Source organism: Lutibacter sp. HS1-25 (assembly GCF_004121075.1).
Taxonomy (GTDB): domain Bacteria; phylum Bacteroidota; class Bacteroidia; order Flavobacteriales; family Flavobacteriaceae; genus Lutibacter.
In genome coordinates this window covers 109,972-131,636 of record NZ_RHLN01000004.1, presented here as the reverse complement: position 1 = coordinate 131,636, position 21,665 = coordinate 109,972, and the positions used below count along the sequence as shown (strand labels likewise).

The 21,665-nt window shown below is 31.4% G+C and carries 10 protein-coding genes; 1 reads left to right on the top strand and 9 read right to left on the bottom strand.

Going from position 1 to position 21,665, the window contains the following annotated elements:
• Positions 1 to 120: 120 nt before the first annotated feature.
• From EC396_RS03255 to EC396_RS03215, 9 genes are all read right to left on the bottom strand, one after another.
• Positions 121 to 1,254: a glycoside hydrolase family 105 protein gene (locus EC396_RS03255; protein ID WP_129365271.1), complete on the bottom strand. Its 1,134-nt coding sequence runs from the start codon at positions 1,252 to 1,254 to the stop codon at positions 121 to 123.
• Positions 1,255 to 1,258: 4 nt separating this feature from the next.
• Complete coding sequence (locus EC396_RS03250; RefSeq protein ID WP_129365270.1) at positions 1,259 to 3,529, bottom strand: glycoside hydrolase family 3 N-terminal domain-containing protein; 2,271 nt, start codon at positions 3,527 to 3,529, stop codon at positions 1,259 to 1,261.
• Positions 3,530 to 3,572: 43 nt separating this feature from the next.
• Positions 3,573 to 4,940: a family 43 glycosylhydrolase gene (locus tag EC396_RS03245; RefSeq protein ID WP_129365269.1), complete on the bottom strand. Its 1,368-nt coding sequence runs from the start codon at positions 4,938 to 4,940 to the stop codon at positions 3,573 to 3,575.
• 162 nt (positions 4,941 to 5,102) lie between these two features.
• Positions 5,103 to 7,658 carry a heparinase II/III family protein gene (locus tag EC396_RS03240; RefSeq protein WP_129365268.1) on the bottom strand — a complete coding sequence of 852 codons (2,556 nt, stop codon included), beginning with the start codon at positions 7,656 to 7,658 and terminating at the stop codon, positions 5,103 to 5,105.
• A 119-nt stretch (positions 7,659 to 7,777) separates the two neighbouring features.
• Positions 7,778 to 9,847, bottom strand: a complete 2,070-nt coding sequence (locus tag EC396_RS03235) for a BNR-4 repeat-containing protein (protein ID WP_129365267.1) — start codon at positions 9,845 to 9,847, stop codon at positions 7,778 to 7,780.
• Between the two features lie 71 nt (positions 9,848 to 9,918).
• Entirely contained in the window at positions 9,919 to 13,446 is a 3,528-nt protein-coding gene (locus tag EC396_RS03230; protein WP_129365266.1) for a sulfatase-like hydrolase/transferase, read from the bottom strand.
• Between the two features lie 421 nt (positions 13,447 to 13,867).
• Complete coding sequence (locus tag EC396_RS03225) at positions 13,868 to 14,560, bottom strand: fasciclin domain-containing protein (RefSeq protein WP_164975194.1); 693 nt, start codon at positions 14,558 to 14,560, stop codon at positions 13,868 to 13,870.
• 17 nt (positions 14,561 to 14,577) lie between these two features.
• Complete coding sequence (locus EC396_RS03220; RefSeq protein WP_129365264.1) at positions 14,578 to 16,179, bottom strand: RagB/SusD family nutrient uptake outer membrane protein; 1,602 nt, start codon at positions 16,177 to 16,179, stop codon at positions 14,578 to 14,580.
• 20 nt (positions 16,180 to 16,199) lie between these two features.
• A complete protein-coding gene (locus tag EC396_RS03215; RefSeq protein ID WP_164975193.1) occupies positions 16,200 to 19,274 on the bottom strand; it encodes a TonB-dependent receptor in 3,075 nt (1,024 codons plus the stop codon).
• Between the two features lie 1,087 nt (positions 19,275 to 20,361).
• Between EC396_RS03215 and EC396_RS03210 the strand changes: the two genes are divergently transcribed.
• On the top strand, positions 20,362 to 21,507 hold the full coding sequence (locus tag EC396_RS03210; RefSeq protein ID WP_129365262.1) for an AraC family transcriptional regulator: 1,146 nt from the start codon (positions 20,362 to 20,364) through the stop codon (positions 21,505 to 21,507).
• The last annotated feature ends 158 nt before the right edge of the window (positions 21,508 to 21,665 follow it).

Here is a 21,665-nt window from a genome sequence, read left to right as displayed (position 1 = left end):
CTACCCTGTACAATCCTGTGCCATATAAAAAAACGTTAGGTGTAATTTTATTTACCCATTTAAAATAAGGTACTTAAAATTACACCTAACGTTGTATTTTACTAGTAAAAACTAGGGCGATTATTCTAATTTTAAAATTTCACTTCCAGCCATTAAATATGCACCTGTACCAAAATTTTGCCAGCTATCATAATTTGCCGGTTCTGGAAATGCTCCAATGTTTTGAACCCAACCAATCATACCATCTTCGTGTTGACATTCAGCAAGTGCAGTCCAAGCTTTTTTAACTGCAGGTAAATACTTTGATTTTTCTAACAATCCATTGTTAATCCCCCAAGCTAAAGCAAATGTAAAGAAACCACTTCCGCTAACTTCACCGTGTTCGTAAGATTCTGGAGATAACAAACTAGTTCTCCACAATCCATCTTCTGGTTGTAATTCTAATATTCTAGCTGCCAATTCTTTGTATAAATTTTCGTAAAAAGCACGGTGCTCATACTCTTTTGGCATGTCATCTAAAATTAACGCCAACCCTGATATTACCCAACCATTACCACGTGACCAAAATACTTTTTTTCCATTTGGCTCTTTATTGTCTTTTTCAGACCCTGTCCAAACAAAACGCATATCTCTTGCAAACAAATTTTCTTCTTTATCGTATAATTGATTATACGTTTGTGTGTAAAACTTGTGCATCTCGTCTAAATACTGTGGTTGTTTTGTGTGTTTAGCATACAAGTTTAAAACAGGAGGCGCCATAAATAAAGCATCGCACCACCACCATAAAATGGTTTGACCCATTTCATTTTTCTTAGTACCTTGTTTCCATACATCATCTTCATATAAATGTGCATCTAAGAATTTTTTAGTAGGCTCTAAATCCACAAAGTCTTTTCTACCATCAACCATATCAATATACAAATAGCTATATGAAATGGCAACATCATCTGCATGATGTAATCTTTTATAGGTTTGCCAGTTATTATGATAACCTTGATTTTTTAAGGCCGCCATATATATTTGATCTTTGGTTGCTTTGTGAGCACGCGCCACACCAACATAGTAAGCACCTTCTGTCCAATCGGTTGGTGCAATTGCAAAAATAGGATGTGCTTCTTGCCATTCTAAAGCTTCAATCATTGATGCTTTAATTTTAGCTTTATCAAAAACATCTTGAGCTATCGATTTTTCAACAATTGAAAAATTCAAAATTGTTATTAAAACAATGAACTTAAATATTGATTTTTTTATCATTTTTTTACTTTTTTAATTTAAACGCGGTTTCTATATATGTACTTGAAGAAGTTCCTACTTTAACAGCGTAATCACCTGCTTCTAAAACTTTAGTCATTTGAAGACCTGTAAACTCTAACATTTTTGGTGTAATTTTAAATGTTACTGTTTTTGCCTCACCTGGATTTAATTCGATTTTTTCAAATGCTTTTAACTCTTTATCTGGCCTTGTAACCGACCCAATTTCATCTTTAATATACATTTGAACTACTTCCTTAGCTTTAACTTTACCTGTATTTTTTACTGTTACACTTACTTCAATTTCGCTATTTGGTGTAATTTCATCACTAGATAATTTTAAGTCTGAATACTCAAAAGAAGCATAACTTAAACCATATCCAAACGGGTAAATTGGTCCGTCTTCAAGAAATAAATATCCTTTTTTGTAATTGATTTCTTTCATACTATAATGAAAAGGCATTTGACCTATAGATCTTGGCACAGTAACAGGCAATTTACCTGAAGGAGAAACTTCTCCAAAAATAATTCTTGCTGTAGACTCATCACCAAATTCACTTAAATCCCAAGTATCCAAAATTGCATTTGCTTGCTCTGCAATAACATTGATAGACAATGTTCTGCGGTGTTTTAAAACTACAATTACTGGTTTTCCTGTAGCCTTAATTTCTTCAAGCAATTCATCTTGAGGACCAACTGGATCTATAGTTGCTCTATCACCTAAAGCATTGTTAAAAAACGCTTCTTTAGAAGTGTACTCATCACCTCCTAAAAATAAAATAGTAACATCTGCACCTTTAGCCATTGCTACCATTTTAGCAATTGCTTTTGGGTCTTTTTCTAATAATTGAGGCACACCTGTTTTTCCATCAGTAAGATCAAAACCTTTTTCAGCAACAAAACTAATTTTACCACCAGAAACTGCTTCAAACATAGCTTTTGTATTTTCTTTTACAAGCGGTCCTAAAAGTGCTATTTTAAGTGATTTATTTTTATCTAAAGGCAATATTTCATTTTCATTTTTCAATAAAATCACAGATTCTAAATCTGATTCTTTAGCCAATGCTAATGAAGATGCTGCACGCACTCCTTTTTCAACTTCAGGAATATCAATATAAGGATTGTCAAACAAACCTAAAATGAATTTAGTTCTTAAAACACGTCTAACCGATCTATCGATTAATTTTTCGATTTCAGGATTTGTTTTTACCATTTCTGGAAGATATGCATATGAATCTTCAGCATATAAATCAATATCAATACCTGCTTCTAATCCCATTAAAGCTGCTGCTTCAGGAGACTCGGCTACTTTCATAAAGTAAAACAAACGTGCAATGTCATTTGAATCTGAAACTACGTAACCGTTAAAACCCCAATCGTTACGTAACACACCTGTTAATAAAGCTGGGTTACCGTGACTTGCAATACCGTTTAAATCTCCATGAGAAGCCATAATTCCTAATGTTTGAGCATCTTTTACAGCTGCTTCAAACGGTGGATAAATTTCATCAATTAAAGTACGTTCAGAAATTTCAATAGCTGCAAAGTTTGAACCACCCAATACTTGTCCGTACCCTGCAAAGTGTTTTGCAACAGCGCCAATATGTGTGCCATTACCCAAACCCACATAATCTCCTTGAACACCTTTAATAGCACTTGTTACCATTTGTGTTGTTAAATAAGTATCTTCACCAAAAGCTTCACTCATTCTTCCAAAACGAGGATCTCTTACTAAATCTGCTTCAGGAGAATGACACATGTGCATACCGCGTAAACGTGCTTCTTTTCCTACAACATCCCATTGTCTTTTAACCAATTCAGGGTTAAATGAAGCTGCCGATGCTATTGGTCTTCCAAATTTTGTACAACCTTCAGCATCCACACCATTGTATGATTCTGTAACAAACAGCGCTGGAATTCCCCAACGGTTACTTTCAATAATATACTTTTGAAGTTCGTTGTTTAATTTAGCTGCAGCAACTGCATCAATATGTTCTCCTGGATTTTTAATACCAGCAATACCTAATTTTAATTTTTCAATAACTCTATCAGAAAGTACTAATTTTCCATTTTCGTCAGATTTCACACCAATATTTGCATGAAAAATTCGCATTTGAGCCACTTTTTCTTCTAAAGATAACAATGGCAATAATGCTTCTACACGTTCATCTATAGTTAAAGATGCATCTTTGTAATCTTTCCCACTAGATTGCGCCTGAGCACAAGAATGTACCAAGACATAAATAGCCAGCATTGGCAATATGAATAATTTCTTCATTATTTGTTTTTTATATGATTATTTATTTATGATTGTTTTTATATTAATTTATGAATGAAAATGATTCGATTTGTAAAGATTTGTTATCTAGTTGCTCTATTAAAAAATAAAGGTTTTCTTTTTGATTTAATGTTGAAAGCGTTATTTCTAAATCTTCCAAATTACTGTTTTTATTTAAGGTAATTTTTTTACTACCTACCACTGCTCCTTGCAAATTATCTTTTCGAATTTCAATAGAAAATTCTCCACCATTAGGAGCTAAAAGTTTTAAGTTAATTTTAGAAAATGCATCTAAACCATTTATATTAGGATAATTTAAATAACTTTTATTTGAAGTAGTTTCTACTACAAAATTGTTGCCAAACTCTTTTTTTACAAGTCCATCTGCTTTAAAATAATCTTCGGCTTCAATTTTAGATTGGTTAGCATTGTATTGACCAACTCCTACTCCATCAACTCTAATAGTTGCTATTTCACCATTTTCTTTGTAATGAATGTAACTAATAAAAGCATCTCTAAAATAACGATTTCCTGTTTGACTCATATCACAATAGGTATAATACCATTGGTTGTGCCATTGAAAAAACGAACCGTGACGCCCTTGTAAAAATCCGTTTGGCCAAGTTGGCGCATCATAGCCTTCGGCAAAACTTTCTTTTTTAATTACAGTATCTTTATAATCGTATGGGCCATATAAATTATCAGACATGGCATAAAAACAACCCCAAGATAAATAATATTTACCGTTGTATTTATGAACAAATGGTTTATCATCCGTTGGTTTTTCAAGATTTTTACCATCAGGATTGTATGGACCTCTAGGATTATTTATGATTAGTTCTCTTGGTTTTTCAGCCAAACTTATCATATCATAATTTAGCTTTGCAATGTAGTAATCCCATACTCCAAAAATAATATAGTGCTCTCCATTGTCTTCAAAAATAGCCATATCATATTCGTCAGTTGGGGTTAAATCTGATGCTAATAAAGGTTTTCCTAAAGGATCTGTCCAAGGTCCTACAGGAGAATCACCAACTACAACACCTGTTTGTTGATTTTTTTCTGAAAAATACCAGTAATACTTTCCATTTTTTTCGCCAACATCGGTTGCCCAACAACCTTGAAACCCTTCGCCTATATAAGTATCTTTTGGATCTAAAACACTGCGCTTTGTCCAATTTACCAAATCTGGAGAAGACCAAATCCACCAATCTTCCATAATAAATGCCTTATCTTCAGCAGATCTATCATGAGATGCGTACACATAGGCAGTATCATTAAAAATATGAATATGAGGATCATTCAACCCTTGATTTGGCACAATAGGGTTTTGAGCGCTACTTAAAATAGTAAAGAATAAAAAAAGAAAAGTAGTTTCTAATTTATTTTTAAATGGATTCGACCTCTTCATTTTGTTTCTGTTTCTATTATATTGATATTAGATGCTAAATATAAAACTTGTAAAATATAAGATTATCCTGTACTATAATGGTTCATAAAAAATATTTAACAAAGAAGCTGTTAAATCTTATTACACAGTGTAATTATTTATTTTTCAACTTTGCTTTAATAACTATTCATTTATAATAACTTCTGCATTATTACTAGCATTTACTTTGTCATTTCCTCTTAAAAAATCAACGTAAACAGCCATTGACTGTTCATTTTTTGACTGAATTTGAACTTGTTTAGTTTTTAACAACTGTCCTTCACCTAAGTAAATATTTTGCAGTTTATTGTTTTCATCAAAAGTTAAAACAGCAAAAGCACCTTTAAAATAAAGATCAATTTTTTTATTTTCATAAACAGCATCTTGATCTTGAGAGATAATATATTGTGTACAAATTTTATTTTCTATGCTACTTACAACCATAAAACCTTTAAAAATGCCATTTTCTTCTAATTTAGTTACAGATTGAATGCCATTTTTTGAATTTTCATCAAAACTTGGCTCATAAATTACAGCAAAAGGATTTGTCCAAGCCGCTCCTTTTTGACGAATAACCAATGTAGGCGTTGGTAAATTTTCATAAGCTACAGGCGCTTCAAAAGTTTTAGGTGCCATTACTTTGGTGTATTCTCTATTTTTATTTCCTACAACAAAAACATTCATATAAGATTTTTTGCTGAGTTTATTTAGCTCAAACTGGGCTTTTATATCAGCTTCATAAATGCTTGATGATTTTACATCTTTAAAAAAGTGCCACCCTGGATTTCTATATTTTTTATTATTAAAATAGGGTGCATTTGCATTTTCATTATATCGATTTTCGTCTGACTTTAAAAATAAATCCTTGTTCAAAAAGTTTAATTCATCTCCTATATTGTGATACAAATAATCATGATACTCATTAGCCAAAGCAGATTTTGAACGAAAAACATCAACAAAATAACCAGTGGTTGGCGAGGTTCTAATTAGCGCCATGGTTCTTTCTTGTGTTGCTTCGGCTTTACCTCCTTTATCATCTAAAAAACGAGTTCTTGTAAAAGAATGATTTGGTGAAATTGCCTTTTCTAAAGGCATTGGTTCCATGGTTACTAATTCTACAGTATTCATACCTAAATTCACCCAATCACCTTCACCTTGACTTGCTCCGTTTACAATTACTGAATTGTGCGCTGCAAATAATCTAGAATAGTTTTCATGTAAATCTGTTCTATATTGTCCACGTCCGTGGTCAACTCCAAGTACTTCACCCAAGCCGTATAACTCCATATCCATTCCACCCGCATGACCGTGTACCATATGTGCACCACCAACAAAACACATCAATCCGTCTTCAGATTTATTTGTTGAACTTAAATTGCGCTGTAAAAAAACACCTGCATGAGAAAATTGATCTGTTCTAGGTAAATTGGTACTTTCTAAAGAATACGCTTTTGTTGTTTGAAGCCACAGCAATTGAGTTGGTTCATAATAAACAGAAGCTCCAAATGAACGTTTACCCACTATTGCTCTAGAATATTTACCATCGTTGATACTTTTAGTTAAAAGTGGCCCAAATTTATCGGTCAATTTATTTACACTATCTTGTTTTCCTAAAAGATAAGCCATATCATAAGACTCATAAGGCACTTCAAATGTTCTATGCCCATCTCCAAATCTCACAATTTCATCATTTGGATAACGAATACTATTCCACCTGTCTAACGAAAAAGGAATTTTATAATATTTTTGACCCAATTTTAAACTTGGATTGTATTTGTTTAAAATAAGCATCATTCGTGTTGTATAGGCAGCTACTCCATTTGAATATTGAGAAGTTTCAGGATATACATCACCTTCATTTATATAGTTTGCTGAGATATCTGGCAATGCATCTTGCTTATCGGTTCCTTTTGTTAAATAAATATCGAGGTATTTTTTTCGTTCTTCTAAATTATTTAAAGCCAAAGCATTTTGAACCAAACTAAACGACATTAAAACCGACCAATTTGAACCAGTATGACCGTGATAAGCGGCTAAATTTGCATAAGTTAAAAAAACTTTTTGGGCATTTTCTTCTGAAAAATTGATAAAACCATTTTTACCAATATCATACACCTGATGCTTCTTTTCTAAATACGTTGCTATAAAGTCATAAATTACAGGAACTTGCGCACCAAAAACGCGTGCTTCCCTTAAATAATCTGTTGGATAAATCCATCCACCATTTCCTGTTTCTTCTGATGGTGTTAGTTGTAAAACACCTTCAACAAAAGCATGTAAAATAGCGGCGGCACATTGCGCATAACTTTCATCTTCCGTTAAAAAATAAAGCACACCACAATCTATACCAATTTGCAGATATTTATTCAATACAAATCGATCTTGGTCTGTTGATCCATCAAAATTTGTATATGTATTAAATGGAGGTGTTATTCCATTTTTTTGTTTAGACCAATCGAAAGGTAACTTTGCAATAAATTCTTTAGGAGATTTTTTATACAATGCAATATCATCATCTAATCTATCCTTAAATTCTTTATAATATGCTTTTGCCCAAGGTTGGTGCTGAATTTTAGCAAGAATTTCAGTTCTATCTTTTTGTTCAACCCAAATAAAAGGACGTTGTTTATTTTGAGCAATTAAACTCAGGCTATTTAAAATAAAGAAAAAACAAATTATATACTTTGATAATTTAGCCATATTTTTATTTTTTACAGAACAACCTTTTTCTATATATAGCTGATGGTAATTTACCTGATTCAACTAATATTATATTGGGTTCCTTTTTAGTTCAGCTTTAACTTTATGTTCTAAAACCTTTATTTTATTATTATTTTTTTTACCAATCTTCCTTCTTCTGAAGATAATTCAAGAAAATAAATACCTTCAGCATAATTTGATAAATTCAACATATTATGCTTTACAACACCTTCTTCTAAAACCTGACCTAACATTGTTATTAGTCTATAATTTGGGTTTAAAATACTTGTGCTAATATTGAATATACCATTACTTGGATTTGGATAAATAGCAATTTGATTTTGATCCAAATCACCAACACCTAAAGTTGATTTAAGGTACAACTCAATTTTATCAGGCCTACTAGATAACGATGTTTTTTGAGTTAGTTTGATTACATTTTCTCCAAGCACAAGGTTTATATTTGGAATTTTAGTTTCTAAAAACACATCCCAATCAAAGGAACGGGTAATTAAAACACTATTATACAAAACACCATTTATTTCGATATCCATAATAGAATCGTCTCTATTTCTATTGGCTGCAAATAGTATAAAATCATAAGGTCCAGGTGTGGTTACTTGAAATCTATATTCTAAAAACTGATTGTTAGAAAAAGAACCAATTACTTTAGCATTTGAAGCTGCAGGATTGTCTTCTATAACAATATCAGTGGAAGCCGTGGTAAAATTCTCTGCCTCGAGTTTGTAGTCTGGAAGCTTCACTACCGGCGCATCCACTTCAGATAGATTCAACACTTTTAAATGCAAAGGTCTTGCATCTCCACTGGTATTTTCCATCAAATAAACGTACAATTTATTTCCTTCAACAAAAGCATCAAAATGCATGAAGTTTTCTGTTCCCTCATCTGTAAATACAATCTTCCAGTCGTTTTGTCCTTCTAAAGTTGTTTTTACATTTACTTTTCCTGCTAAAAGTTCAACCATAAATACGTGGTTTTTATAACTATAAATTTCACCTCTAACTTCTGAATTAGGAATTATACCACCCGAATTACTAGAAAAATTAGCATCTGAAGCTTTTTTATAGTAATGCACATTTATATTATCTACTCTAGTAATAAAGTGTATGGCTCCGTTTTCGGTAACTGTCCAAGCAGGATCACTTGTAGTTCTTGGGTTGGTTGTTGTTCCATAATCATCTCCTGGCTGTCCTATTTGAACAGGATCTAGGTTTGGATTTAAATTGTTTATTATAGGTAATGTAATAGGGTTATTATTTACATCAAACCACTGAGTGGATTGATCTTTAGGTACACCATTTGTATAGGCATAATACAAGCCACTATTGTATGAATAACCATTGGTTGGCGTATCTGAATTGTTATTTGCATAGCGTATAGAAAAACCTGAATAAAACTTTCCATTTAAAAAACGCTCTCCTCCATACATGCTATTTCTATCTGGTAAGTTTAAAGTACCATCATGAAATAACCAATTATTAGTCCAGCTTGTACCATTATAATGCGCCATAACAATATCTCCATTACCAGAACCACCTACTCTATACCTTACCAAAAGACTTCCGTCATCTGCTCTGTGAAGCATTGGATACGTAATACGGTTATAATCTTCACCTAATTTTAAATAGTTTTGCTTTGGTTTAAAAATACTTAAGTTAAACTCTGAGTCTGGTACAAAAGCTTTGTTTTTTAAAGATACTGAATAATTAAAAAAATCATTTGGTAAAGAAGTTTCATTATAAGCATGCATATCATATAGTAAATGAATGGTACCATCTATGGTACTTACTCCAATAGCTATTGTATTATGCGAATCTCCTTTGGTTGGGTCTGTACCACGATAACCAACATGTTGATGTGGAAATTCTATAGTAACCCAATTAGCTGCTGGGTCGTTTAATTTTTTTCTAGACAACATCACATTACGCTTATCCATGCCGCCTTTATACCATGTTACAAAAACATAACCATTTACAACATCTATACAATCACCATGAGGTGAGATACGTGGAGAAAATTGGTAATCAACGCCACTTGTTCCATTAAAATACAAGCCATCTTCTGCAATTTTTGAATTGTCAATTAAACTTACCGAAAGTATCTTGTCCTGCGCATTAGCAGCACTTAATACAAATACCGAAAAAATGATTGCAAAAAAAGTTTTCATATTATTTATGTTGTTTAAAAAAAATACCTCGAGGAAAATCCACGAGGTATCCTTTTTTGATTAAATTGAAATTAAAAAGAGTTTATCACTAATTTTATAATATGTTTACCTGGTTCTAATCTAATAATATCAAAAGCAGAAGGTACTTTTTTACCATTATGAATAAGGTTTTTACCTTCTAAAGAATTTAACGAAAATTCTGCCACCATATTTGCAGGTATTTCAATTTCATAAGTTTGCAATCTAGCTCCACTATATTTATAAGATGCTTTTATAGTACCTAAAACTGTAGGAACTTCAATAGCACTAGATTTTAATTTACTCATTTGAGGTTTGATAGTTGCAATACTAAATCCTGGAGTTTTAGGTTTAATTCCCCATAAACCTCTTGGTATGGCATTTGCAGGTACAGCACCCCAAGCATGATTCCAGTCTAAATTGTTTTTATACTCTAAATCCCAAGCTTCCAAAGTAATGGTAGAACCAACACGAATCATGTTGTACCAACTTCTTTTATCTTTACTAGTTAATAAATCCAAAGCATAATCTGCTTCACCTGCATTGTATAGTCCATCCATTAAAAACTGAGAACCATATACGCTACAAGCCATTCCGCGAGATTTAACATAATCTACAACTGTTTTAAAATGTTCTTCAGGAACCAAGCCAAAAGCAAGTGGCATCATATTAGCGTGTAATGATGCATGGTCTGTACCAATACCATCAACATAAATACCGCGCTCTTTGTCAAACATTTGTTCATTTACTGCTTTTTTAACTTTTGCAGCTCTAAACTCAAAATCCAAAACCTCTTCTGTTTTCCCAAGAAGTTTGGCAAATTGAGCCATAATTTTCATGTTCTCGTAGAAAAAAGAATTGATTACAGTACTGTATGGTTTAAATACAAAACCATCGTGTTCTCCTTTGGTTTTACTACCGTTAAAATTTGCCAATGGCCAATCTACAATATCAGTCAATGGTTTATTATATCCTTCCTTGAATCCTAATTTATACATAAATTCAGGAGTTACTTTTGTTGAAGTTATCAAACCATCTTCATTAGATAACTCATACAATGTTTTATGTTTTAAGGCTTCGTAATAACGTTCTATAAGTTCCGTATTACCAGTATACATATAATCTGCATAAATTAACAACGCAACATGTTGTTGCCATTCTGTTGGCCAAGTTGGGTTTTCCATAAAATATTCGATGGTACGTCTTGCCATTGCATATTCTCTATCAGTAGTATAGTGACTTAATTGATTTAAATACGCATCGGCTTCATAAGGAATACGTTCTCTATCTCCATCAACATACAAACCATTAAATGTTGTTGCTTTGATAGAATATTTACATAAATCCCAAACTTGATTTAAAATATCGTTGTTGCTATCAAAACTACTTGCGTTTTCATCCCAATAAGTATGAAATGCTAATTGCTCAAAGTTATCAGCAGAAACAGGTTCTTGAGCTCCTTCAATTTCAGCATATCTAAATGGCATTAATACTGGCACATCTTTAGGTAATGCAATTGCTTTATTTGGTAGCGTATTTCTGGTGTCAGCTTTTATCTCAATTTGATATTGCGTTTTACCAGGCTTTACGTCAACTTTAACTTCTTGATAACGAATATGACTCTTTTGAGGCGGAGTTCTATTTACGTTTCCTTTATCATCTAACATTTCACTAATTCTCACAGTAATTGTGTGTGGCGTTTTTGCATTATAGTTGAAATTAAGTGTTGCAAAAGCAGCTTTACCAAAATCTACAAAATAAAAATCTCCTCTGTTTTCAAATTTAACAGGTTTAATTTTGGTTCCAATGTGTTGATTTTCGGTAGAAATCATATAATTATCACCTTTACCCATTGTAAACTTCTGTGCAACAGAATAATCTACTAAACGATTTTCTTCATCCCAGATTCTTACTTTCCAGTAGTATGATTTTCCAATTTCAAGTGGTTTTCCATTGTATTCAACATCTGTTGATTTTCCAGAACGAACTTGCCCACTATCCCAAACATCGCCATTATTTGCATCAATTATTGCTTTTGAAGAAGCTACTAATATTTGGTAAGCTGATTGAAATTTAGATTCAATTGGCACTGTCCATCCAAATTCTGGTTTGGTATCTAAAACTTTTACATTTCCACTAGGGTCTCTAATCAATTCAATTGTTAAATCTGTTGGAGGATTTCTAAATTCATTGCTATTTCTCTTAATTAACTCGTCACATTTAGCTCTAAGCTCAGCAGCTACTTTTTGGTATTTTTTATTACCAATAAGATTTTTAGTTTCAAGAGGATCTTTTTTCAAATTGTATAACTCCTCAACAGACTTATCATTTACATATCTAAAATATTTCCATTCTGAAGTACGAACACCTTCACTTGGTGGAATTTCACTAAAATCCCAAATATGCTCTATAAGAATTGTATCTCTTTCTATTGAAGTTTTTTCACTTTTCACCAAAGGCATCAAACTTTTTCCTTGCCAAGTAGCTGGCGCTTTTACACCTGCAATATCAGCAATTGTTGAAGTCACATCGATATTTAACACCATATCATCAATATCATTGTGATTGTTAACTCTTGGATCGTAAATAATAAGTGGTACACGTACAGAATTATCATACATTAACCATTTACCTGCCAACTGACGCTCACCTAAGAAATATCCATTATCACCCATTACAATGATAACAGTATTTTTATCCATTCCTTTTTCTTTTAATTTTTCACGGATTTTAGCAATTTCTAAATCTATACCCGAAATCATACGGTAATACCCTTTTAAACTATGTTGGTATTTTTCAGGTGTATCATAACGCCAAGTCCAACGCAATCTGTTAAAACCGTCTCTAACAAATTTAGGTTGTGCCATAAAATACTTATCATCAGCAAGAGCTGGACCAGGTATTGTGGTATCTACCAATAATTTATCGGTTGTATTTTGCCAAAAGTATTGCTCTTCTGCTCTATCATGAGCGTGTGGTGCACTAAAACTTAACGACAGCAAAAAAGGTTTATCGTTAGATCTTTTATCAATAAAATCTAAGGCTTGTTGCCCTGTATAACGTGTTAAATGAACAGTATCTTTACCTATTGTTTTATAAAAATAACCTCTTCTATCTGGATAACTATTGTTTCTATCATAATCGTCGTGCTCATCAAATTGTTTTTCAAAATCGTCAAATTTCACACCAAACTTACCATAAAAACCAGTATAATACCCATTGTTTTTTAATACCGTAGGATATGCGTTGGCCATATATTCATCTCTAATATTTCCTGTTTGAAAATTATAGTTATGCGAACGCTCGTGTAAACCTGTCCAGATTGAGGCTCTACTAGCAGCACAAATAGGTGTGGTTACAATTGCATGGTTAAAATAAGTTCCTGATTTTGCCAAATCATCCATTTGTGGTGTTTGCACAAATTTATTACCGGCATAACCAATAGCGTCAAACCTTTGATCATCTGTTAATATAAAAATAATGTTTGGCTTATCATTATTAACTTGTTTTTCTTGAGCTAAAACATTTTTAAAACAAGTTAGTGATAATAAAATTCCTAATAAAAAATTGAATTTTTGCATAAAATACTATGTTATTATTTGCGATTTAATATAAATATAAATAAGCCATAAATTTAAAATTAAACTAAAAAAATTCCATCCTGCACAATCCTGAAATAGCTATAGCACAAAAAAAACCTTCAGAAAAATTAAATTTTCTGAAGGTTTTAAACCAAATCCAAACAAACTTACTTATGAAATTATTAATTTCAAATATTTATAAAAAAACCAAATTTTATAAACACACTACAAAATAAGTGATTAAACTCCAAGAAACTATCTTGTACAATCCTGAATTTATTACATTTTTTTAAATAATTATTACGTAAACGATTTGGTACAAATATATACTCTACAACATATCTATATATATGAATAAACCCTCTATGTTATTTGTAACATAGAGGGTTTAAAATTATAACCTAATTGAAATACAATTACCTTAGTAAGGTTTGTTTCTTACAGGATCGGCAATTACATGCCCTACTCCATTATTAAATACATAATTGTGAGATCTAACAGCTTCCCACTCTTTTGTAGCCACATCAGGAAGCGGTGCTGGCTCTCTGTTAATAGTAACTCTATATAAAACATCTCTTCTAAAAGCAATCAAACCATCTTCTCCAGGAATCATAGTTTGAAATAAGTAATCAACATCTCTTTCTTCTAAAGTTGGAACCTGCGCAATATAAGTTGTTACAATATGATATTTTAAAATGGTTCTCAATTTTTCAATATCTGCTCTAGCCATTGTTTGATCAGGAGTTTCACCTGCTGGCACACTAGATTTACCTGTTACAATATGTATGATATCTCCAGTACCTGTAAAAGCATTGTTATTTAACAACAAATAAGTTCTGTTTTTATTGGCACCACTATACTCAGCCTCCATACCAGCTGCTTTTATTGCAGCAATAAAATAGTTAAATTGCTCACCATCAAATTTACCATCAGTAGTTAACTGATCTTTAGTTTGGATCCATTCCCAAGCAGTAAATTTATCTAGAGGGTCGCTTAAATCTACTTCAGGATCAAAATCAAATGATTCTTGTAAACCAAGATCACATGCTGTTAGTGATAATATCAAAGATATCATCCCAACTATTCTTAGCGTTTTTAATTTTATAAATTTCATTTTTTTCATTTTTTTAATTAATAACCTGAATTTTGTTCTAACAATGGATTTTCAATTAAATGATCAATAAACACAGGGAATAATAATCTTTCATTGGTTAATTGGGTTGCGCCAACTATAGTGTCTAGAATAGGGTTTAAGACTTCTAATGCCTTATCTGTTCTACGTAAATCCCACCATCTTTTGCCTTCTCCCAAAAGTTCTAATTGTCTTTCTTCCAAAATATAATCTTCACGAGCATCAATAGTTGCTCCAAATTCAGCTGATTTTACAAGAGGCAATTGTCTTGCTGCTCTTACCTGATTAACCAAATTTAACGCTACACTTGAATTACCCAATTGATTTTCTGCTTCTGCCAATAATAACAACATACCTGCATAACGATAAATTACAATATCCGTATCATCGTAATTTCTGTTATAATTGGTTTGATTCCATTTTTGCATACGCGCTTCTCCAATACCTCTACTTCCAAAACTTTGGTATCCTCCTTCTCTACAAGAAAAATAACGCCAGTCTCCATATACCGGAGCCAATGAATCTTTTAATTGGCCATTTTCATCAGTATAAGTAACCGTTTTATTAACTGCAGGTGCTACACCAGGGTATTTTGTTACCCAACCTAACGAATCTATTGGGAATTTATCTTGCCATTTTCTTTCTAATACCGGAGAAATGTAAAAAGATGGTATACCTGCAAAAAACAGTCCCATAATACCAGATCTATTTGCAAAAGTCTGACCTGGATTGTCTCTTTCTTCGCCTAAATCATAACGAATAGAAAATATTAATTCTGGACCAACTTGTATTTTACCTTGACCATCTGGCACTGCAGCAACTTGTAGATTGTTGTAAAATAAATTTTCCCAATCTTTAACTGTTTTCACCAAACTATGTTCACCTAAAGCAATCATTTTATCTATTGCTTTTTTTGCTTTAGCATAATCTTTTAGCCACATATAAACCTCTGCTTGCATACAAAGTATACTTGCTTTAGAAAATCTAAAATCACTAGAAAAATTTGACATAAGCTGTTCAGCTTTTAACATATCTGGAATTATAACTTCATTCATAATAGTAGTTCCATCAGTTCTAGGTTTTTGAATACCTTGAGTTCCTTCTGTTGGTTCTATAAATAAAGGTACTGAACCCCATACACGAACTGCATCAAAATAAGCAAAGGCTCTCAATGCATAAGCTTCAGCTAATAAATTTTTATCATACGCTGTAATATTTGGAATATTTTTAATAGCTTGGTTTGCTCTATTAATCATATTATAAAGATTATTCCATCTTAATGCTGAATTATTACCATCACTAAGATTTTGCAAAACCAATTCTGAAAGATTTTGAGTTGCAGAAGCTGCTGAACTTTGAATAAAATTATCTGCTCTAAACTCACCCCATAAGAAATACTGATCTCCATAAGTTGCTTGCATACCATCATATATAGCTGCAACACCAGAAGCTGCGTCTGTGTTATTTTTCCAAAAGTTTTTTGGTCCTATCTCACTTATAGGCTGTTGATCTAAAAAATCATCACAAGATACACTTAACACTACTATTGATAGCATTAAAGCACTTATTTTAACAATTTTATTATTAATATATTTTATCATTTTATTATTTTTTTAAATTATTATTGAAATTGTACTTTTAACCCAAGAATAATTTCACGGTCATTAGGATATCTTAAATCATCAAGACCTGGATTTAAAGGATTACCTCTATTACCTAACTCTGGATTGTAACCAATGTAGTTTGTCCAAGTTAATACATTGTTAACAGCTAAACTTAAAGAAACTTTCTCTAAACCTTTTACACTAGCAATAACATCTTTAGGTAAGCTATAGTCTAGTTTAATATATCTTAATTTGATATAATCACCCGATGTAACATAGAAACTATTAGGCGCTTCTCTATTTTGAGTAACTCTTGTTAATCTTGGATAAACTGTAATATCACCTGGGTTTTTCCATGCACCTTCAATACGGTCTGGACCTGGAGTTTCACCTGATGAGTTTAAATCATTTCTACTTTCATCCCATCTTCTATATAAATCATTTCCAAAGTTATAGTCAAAAAGTAAACCTAATCTAAAATTCTTATATCTAAAATCGTTAGAAAAACCACCAAAGTATTTAGCAAGACCATTACCAATAACTTGTCTATCAACAGCAGTAATATCAAAGTTACCATCTACATCTTCCCAAATAATATCACCACCTTGTAGTGTTTGTCCGGCATTTTTCATTTTATTAACAGTACCTGTATATTCTGCACCGTTTAATGTATAATTTACAAAAGTTCCTTCTTCAAAATTAGGTGTTAATCTAACCCCTTCATTTGAATATGCATTTGACTCATCATATTGGTAAATTCCTAAATTTTTAAATCCATATATGTTACCAATTGGTTGTCCTTCTTCAATATAATATGGACCTGATTCAAATGGTGTATGACCATCTAATTTTGTAACTTTATTTTTTAAGAAAGAGATATTAAAACTACTGTTCCAAGAGAAATCTTTAGCTTTAAGAATTGTTCCACTAACTGAAACATCAAGACCTTTATTATCTACAGACCCTACATTTTTACGAATGCTTCCAAAACCAGATTCTTCAGGTAATGGTACATTTGCCAAAAGATCTGTAGTTGTTTTTTGCCAAGCATCTATATTTACATTTAATCTACGTTCAAACATAGATACATCTATACCAATATTTGCTGAAGCTGTATTTTCCCAACTTAAATCTGGGTTTCCTAAACGAACTGGATACACACCATTTACACCATTATAAACAGCACCAGGTAAGAAAGCACCAGTAAAATCATAATCACCAATACGTTCATTACCTGTTACACCGTAACTTGCTCTAATTAATAAGTTGTTAACTAATTGGCTGTTCTCTAAAAATGATTCATTACTCATTCTCCACCCAATAGTTGCAGATGGAAAATATCCGTATTTGTTATTTTCACCAAATCTTGATGAACCATCTCTACGCATAGTACCTCCTACCAAATATTTATTTTTATAATCGTAGTTAAAACCACCAAATAATGAAAATAATGAATTTGAGCTATTTGTACCGTTTACAATAATTAAAGTAGTTGGATCAATATTGTTAAAAGTATGAATATCATCAGAAACAAAATCGGCTCTTGAATCAAATCTTTCATCATCGTATTTTTGAACTTGCATACCTCCAAACGCTGCAAAAGTATGGTCTCCCCAAGTATTTGCATAGTTCATGAAAGTTTCTTGTTGAATATCATACGACAATGTAAATCTTTCACGTCCTGTTGGACCACTACTTGGATTTACAGTAATTTTTGGGTTAAACTCGTTGTATTTATTTAATCTAAAGTTAACACCTAATGTAGCTTTAATTGTAAGCTTAGGTACTATCTCAAACTGAAGATAACTAAATGATTGTGCTCTGTAATCTCTAGTTTTGCGTGTAGCTGTTGTTTCTGCTAATGGATTTTGTCTTCCACCATACTCTGGAGAATAATCTCCATTAGGCTCAAAAGCAGGATAATATGGTATACGTTCTACCAACTGTTGAAAAACCTGAGATTCACTTAATCCTCTTTGATCTTCAAAAGTTGCATTCAATTTGGTTCCTGCAGTAAATTTTTTAGAAAATTTAGCATCAATTTTAAGCAACGAGTTAAATCTCTTATAACTACTATTTAAAACAAGACCACTTTCATCAAAATATCCAGTATTCCAGTAAAAGTTACCTTTTTCTCCACCACCACTAAGTGATAAGTTTATTTGCTGTCTTATACCACTTTTTGTGATTAAATCTTGTAAATCATACGAGTTTTTATTAAGTAAACTCAAAGAATCTCTTTCTTGAGCCGTTAAGTTACCTGTATTATCTTGACGCAATTTTTCGTATAAAATTCTTTGACGTGTATTTGCTACACGTAAATCACCAACAAGCGATGTATAACCTGTAACGCTACTAACATCAACCTTAAGCTCTCCTGCTTTACCAGATTTAGTAGTAATTAAAACAACACCATTTGCTGCTTTAGAACCATAGATAGCTGCAGTAGCACCATCTTTTAAAACCTCCATAGATTCAATGTCATTAGGATCTAAGTTGTCAATATCATCTAATTGTTGACCATCAACAACATATAATGGCGCTGTTCCACCACCAAAAGTTGACACCCCTCTAACTCTAATATCAAATCCTCCACCAGGACCACCGTTTGTTAAAATCTGAACACCCGACATTTTACCTTGAATACCATCAAGAGCACTAGTTGGTGTCGCTTGCTCAAGTGCATCAGATTTTACTGTTGCCATTGCACCCAATACTTTCTCTCTAGCGACTGGTGCATAACCAATAACCACTACTTCTTGTAAACTTTCAACATCAACATCTAAAACCACATTGATTTTAGTTTGCTTATTAACCGCGATTTCTTTTGTTTTAAATCCTACATAAGAAAACACCAAGTTTTTTTGACCTGAAGTTAACGTAATTGCATAGTTACCATCAAAATCGGTAACCGCCCCTTTACTTGTTCCTTTTTGCAACACAGATACACCAGGTAATGGAACCCCATCTGTACCAGATACTACTCCTGTAATCGTTTCTTGAGCATTCATAGCTGTAAAACTAGAAAACAGAATTGCCAGTATTAACACCATTCCTGAGAAAGTGCCTTTTCTTTCAAATTTTTGTTTCATCTTGAGTTTTAATTTTAACATATAAATTAATTTTAAGTTCGTTTGATACTACTAAAAAAAAAATTCTATAGCTTTTCAAACTTAGAGCAATTTTGAAAACATTAGAACCAAATATTAGTAATATGATAACAACTTTACGACATAAAAAAAATCTCAGTATCCTGCACAATACTGCATTTTATTTGAAAACATAATATTTCTTATAATCATAACATTAAAAGGAAGAATAAGGTAATTAAAACGCTGTAATTCAAGATATTAAGTTTTTTATTTTTTTTACAAAACAACAGGCAAAAACTTGATTTTAGACGCTATATTTATTTTCTGAATTTTGAAAAAAAAATATACAATTGCTAACTAAAAATTGAATATTCTAATAATAATTTTAAAAAAGATATCCATTTACATTTTAACTTGATTTTAATGCAAAATTTATGTTTTTAACAATGAGCTTAAAACAAAAATTAACACCTCTTAAAATAACTTACAAAGCATAAATTAAAATTAAAATTTGATCTGAATTTGGAAAAACAGATGCAATTATTATGTGAAAAATTCATTCGTATAAATTAAATTTAACATCCTAGTCCGTTAAATGATCACAAAAAACAAAAAAGTTAATGCTAAAAATTATTGAATTTTAAAAAATCAACTACTTGTGTTGCTCATGAAATTCATGATTCTTAAAATTAAGATTGATAAAAAAGGGAGGATTGCTAATTTCAATTTAAAAAAAGCTACATAACTTTAATAAAAAAATATACAATTACAGATGCAACATTATCCATTTTAAGAAACCTTCTGAATAGACTTTTTATTTTCCAGTAAATTTCACCTTAGAAATCAGACTTTTTCACCAAAAAAGAACAATTATTTTTAGTATTTATCTAAAGAACAAAATATTTCAGTAAATTTGGAAGAATCCGTTAAAAGCTAAAATATTATTTAAACAGTTGCAATACAGTATTTTAAAACACAAAAACACACCTATTCAACCTTGTTAAAATTATCTTTTTTAGGATCAACTAACGTTAGTTATTAAAAGTGTACATAAAATAACACACAATTACAACTGAAAAATATCTAAATGGTTATTGAAAGTTATTTTGAATTGATTTTACTTATGGCAGGGGTTTTATCCTTTTTACTGTCTATGTATCTGATTTTTTACCCTGGGAATTTTTTTCCGAATAGAATTTTAGGCGCTTTGGTATTATCATGGACCATTACAGTTTTTGTTTTTATACTTTATTCAACAGATTTTTATACAAAGTATGTGCATTTATATGCAGTGCTCGATGTTTTTACCCTCACTTTTTTTCCGTTGATGTATTTGTATTTAAGAAATTACCTATACCGAGATATTAAAAATCCAGCACGGCAGTTTTTACATTTTATACCAGCAATACTATACTTATTAGTATTAACTCCATTTTTTATCAAGTCTGGAGATGTAAAACTTAAAATGATACAAGATGGTTTTCCGTTATGGTATAGAGTTACACAATCTGTTTTTAATATTATAATTATTCTTCAAGGGGTATTTTACAGTATTTTTTGTTTAAGTACCATTCACCGTTTTCAATATTTTCGCAAAAAGCATCTTTCAAAATTTCAATTATCTACGCTTGTGTGGTTAAGAACATTTGTTTTTATAAATGTAATTCTTTGGATGTTTGGTACAACCGGAGCTATTTTAGATTTAATGGGAATTAGCTTATTTATAGACCTTTTTAAAATATTTTATGCAGGTTTAAGTTTGTTTACAATTGTACTTGCAATTTTTACAATAAAAAGACCAGAGTTATTTTCAGAATCTGAAGACATTATCAACTTGGTTCGCTTTAACAAAACACCAGAACAAAAAACCATATCCGATCAAAATAATGAAGATTTTGAAATTATATCTCAGTTTATTGAACGCGAAAAACCATATTTAAAAAATGATCTTAAAATGCAAGATCTTGTAGATTCAACAGGTATCACTTACAAAAGAATTTCAGAAGTCTTCAACAAAAATTTCAACAAGACCTTTTATGAAGTTATGAATGAATACAGATTGGAAGAAGCCAAGGTTTTAATTAATAACGGATTTCATAGAGAGTATACCATAAGTCATTTAGCCGAAAAAGCAGGATTCAATTCTAAAACGACTTTTAATAGAATTTTTAAAAAATATACCGACCAAACTCCAAGTGATTATATCAAAGATTTAGATGAAACTTCAATCTAAAATATAGTACCTGCTTTTTATTTTTCATTTTATATATATCGTTTTTACATATAATTTCAATTAAATGTTTTCTAATTTGGGTTTCATTAAATTCATATTTACCTATAACAGCCCAATTACAAACCCTATCTAATTTCATTTTTTTTAATCAAAACGCC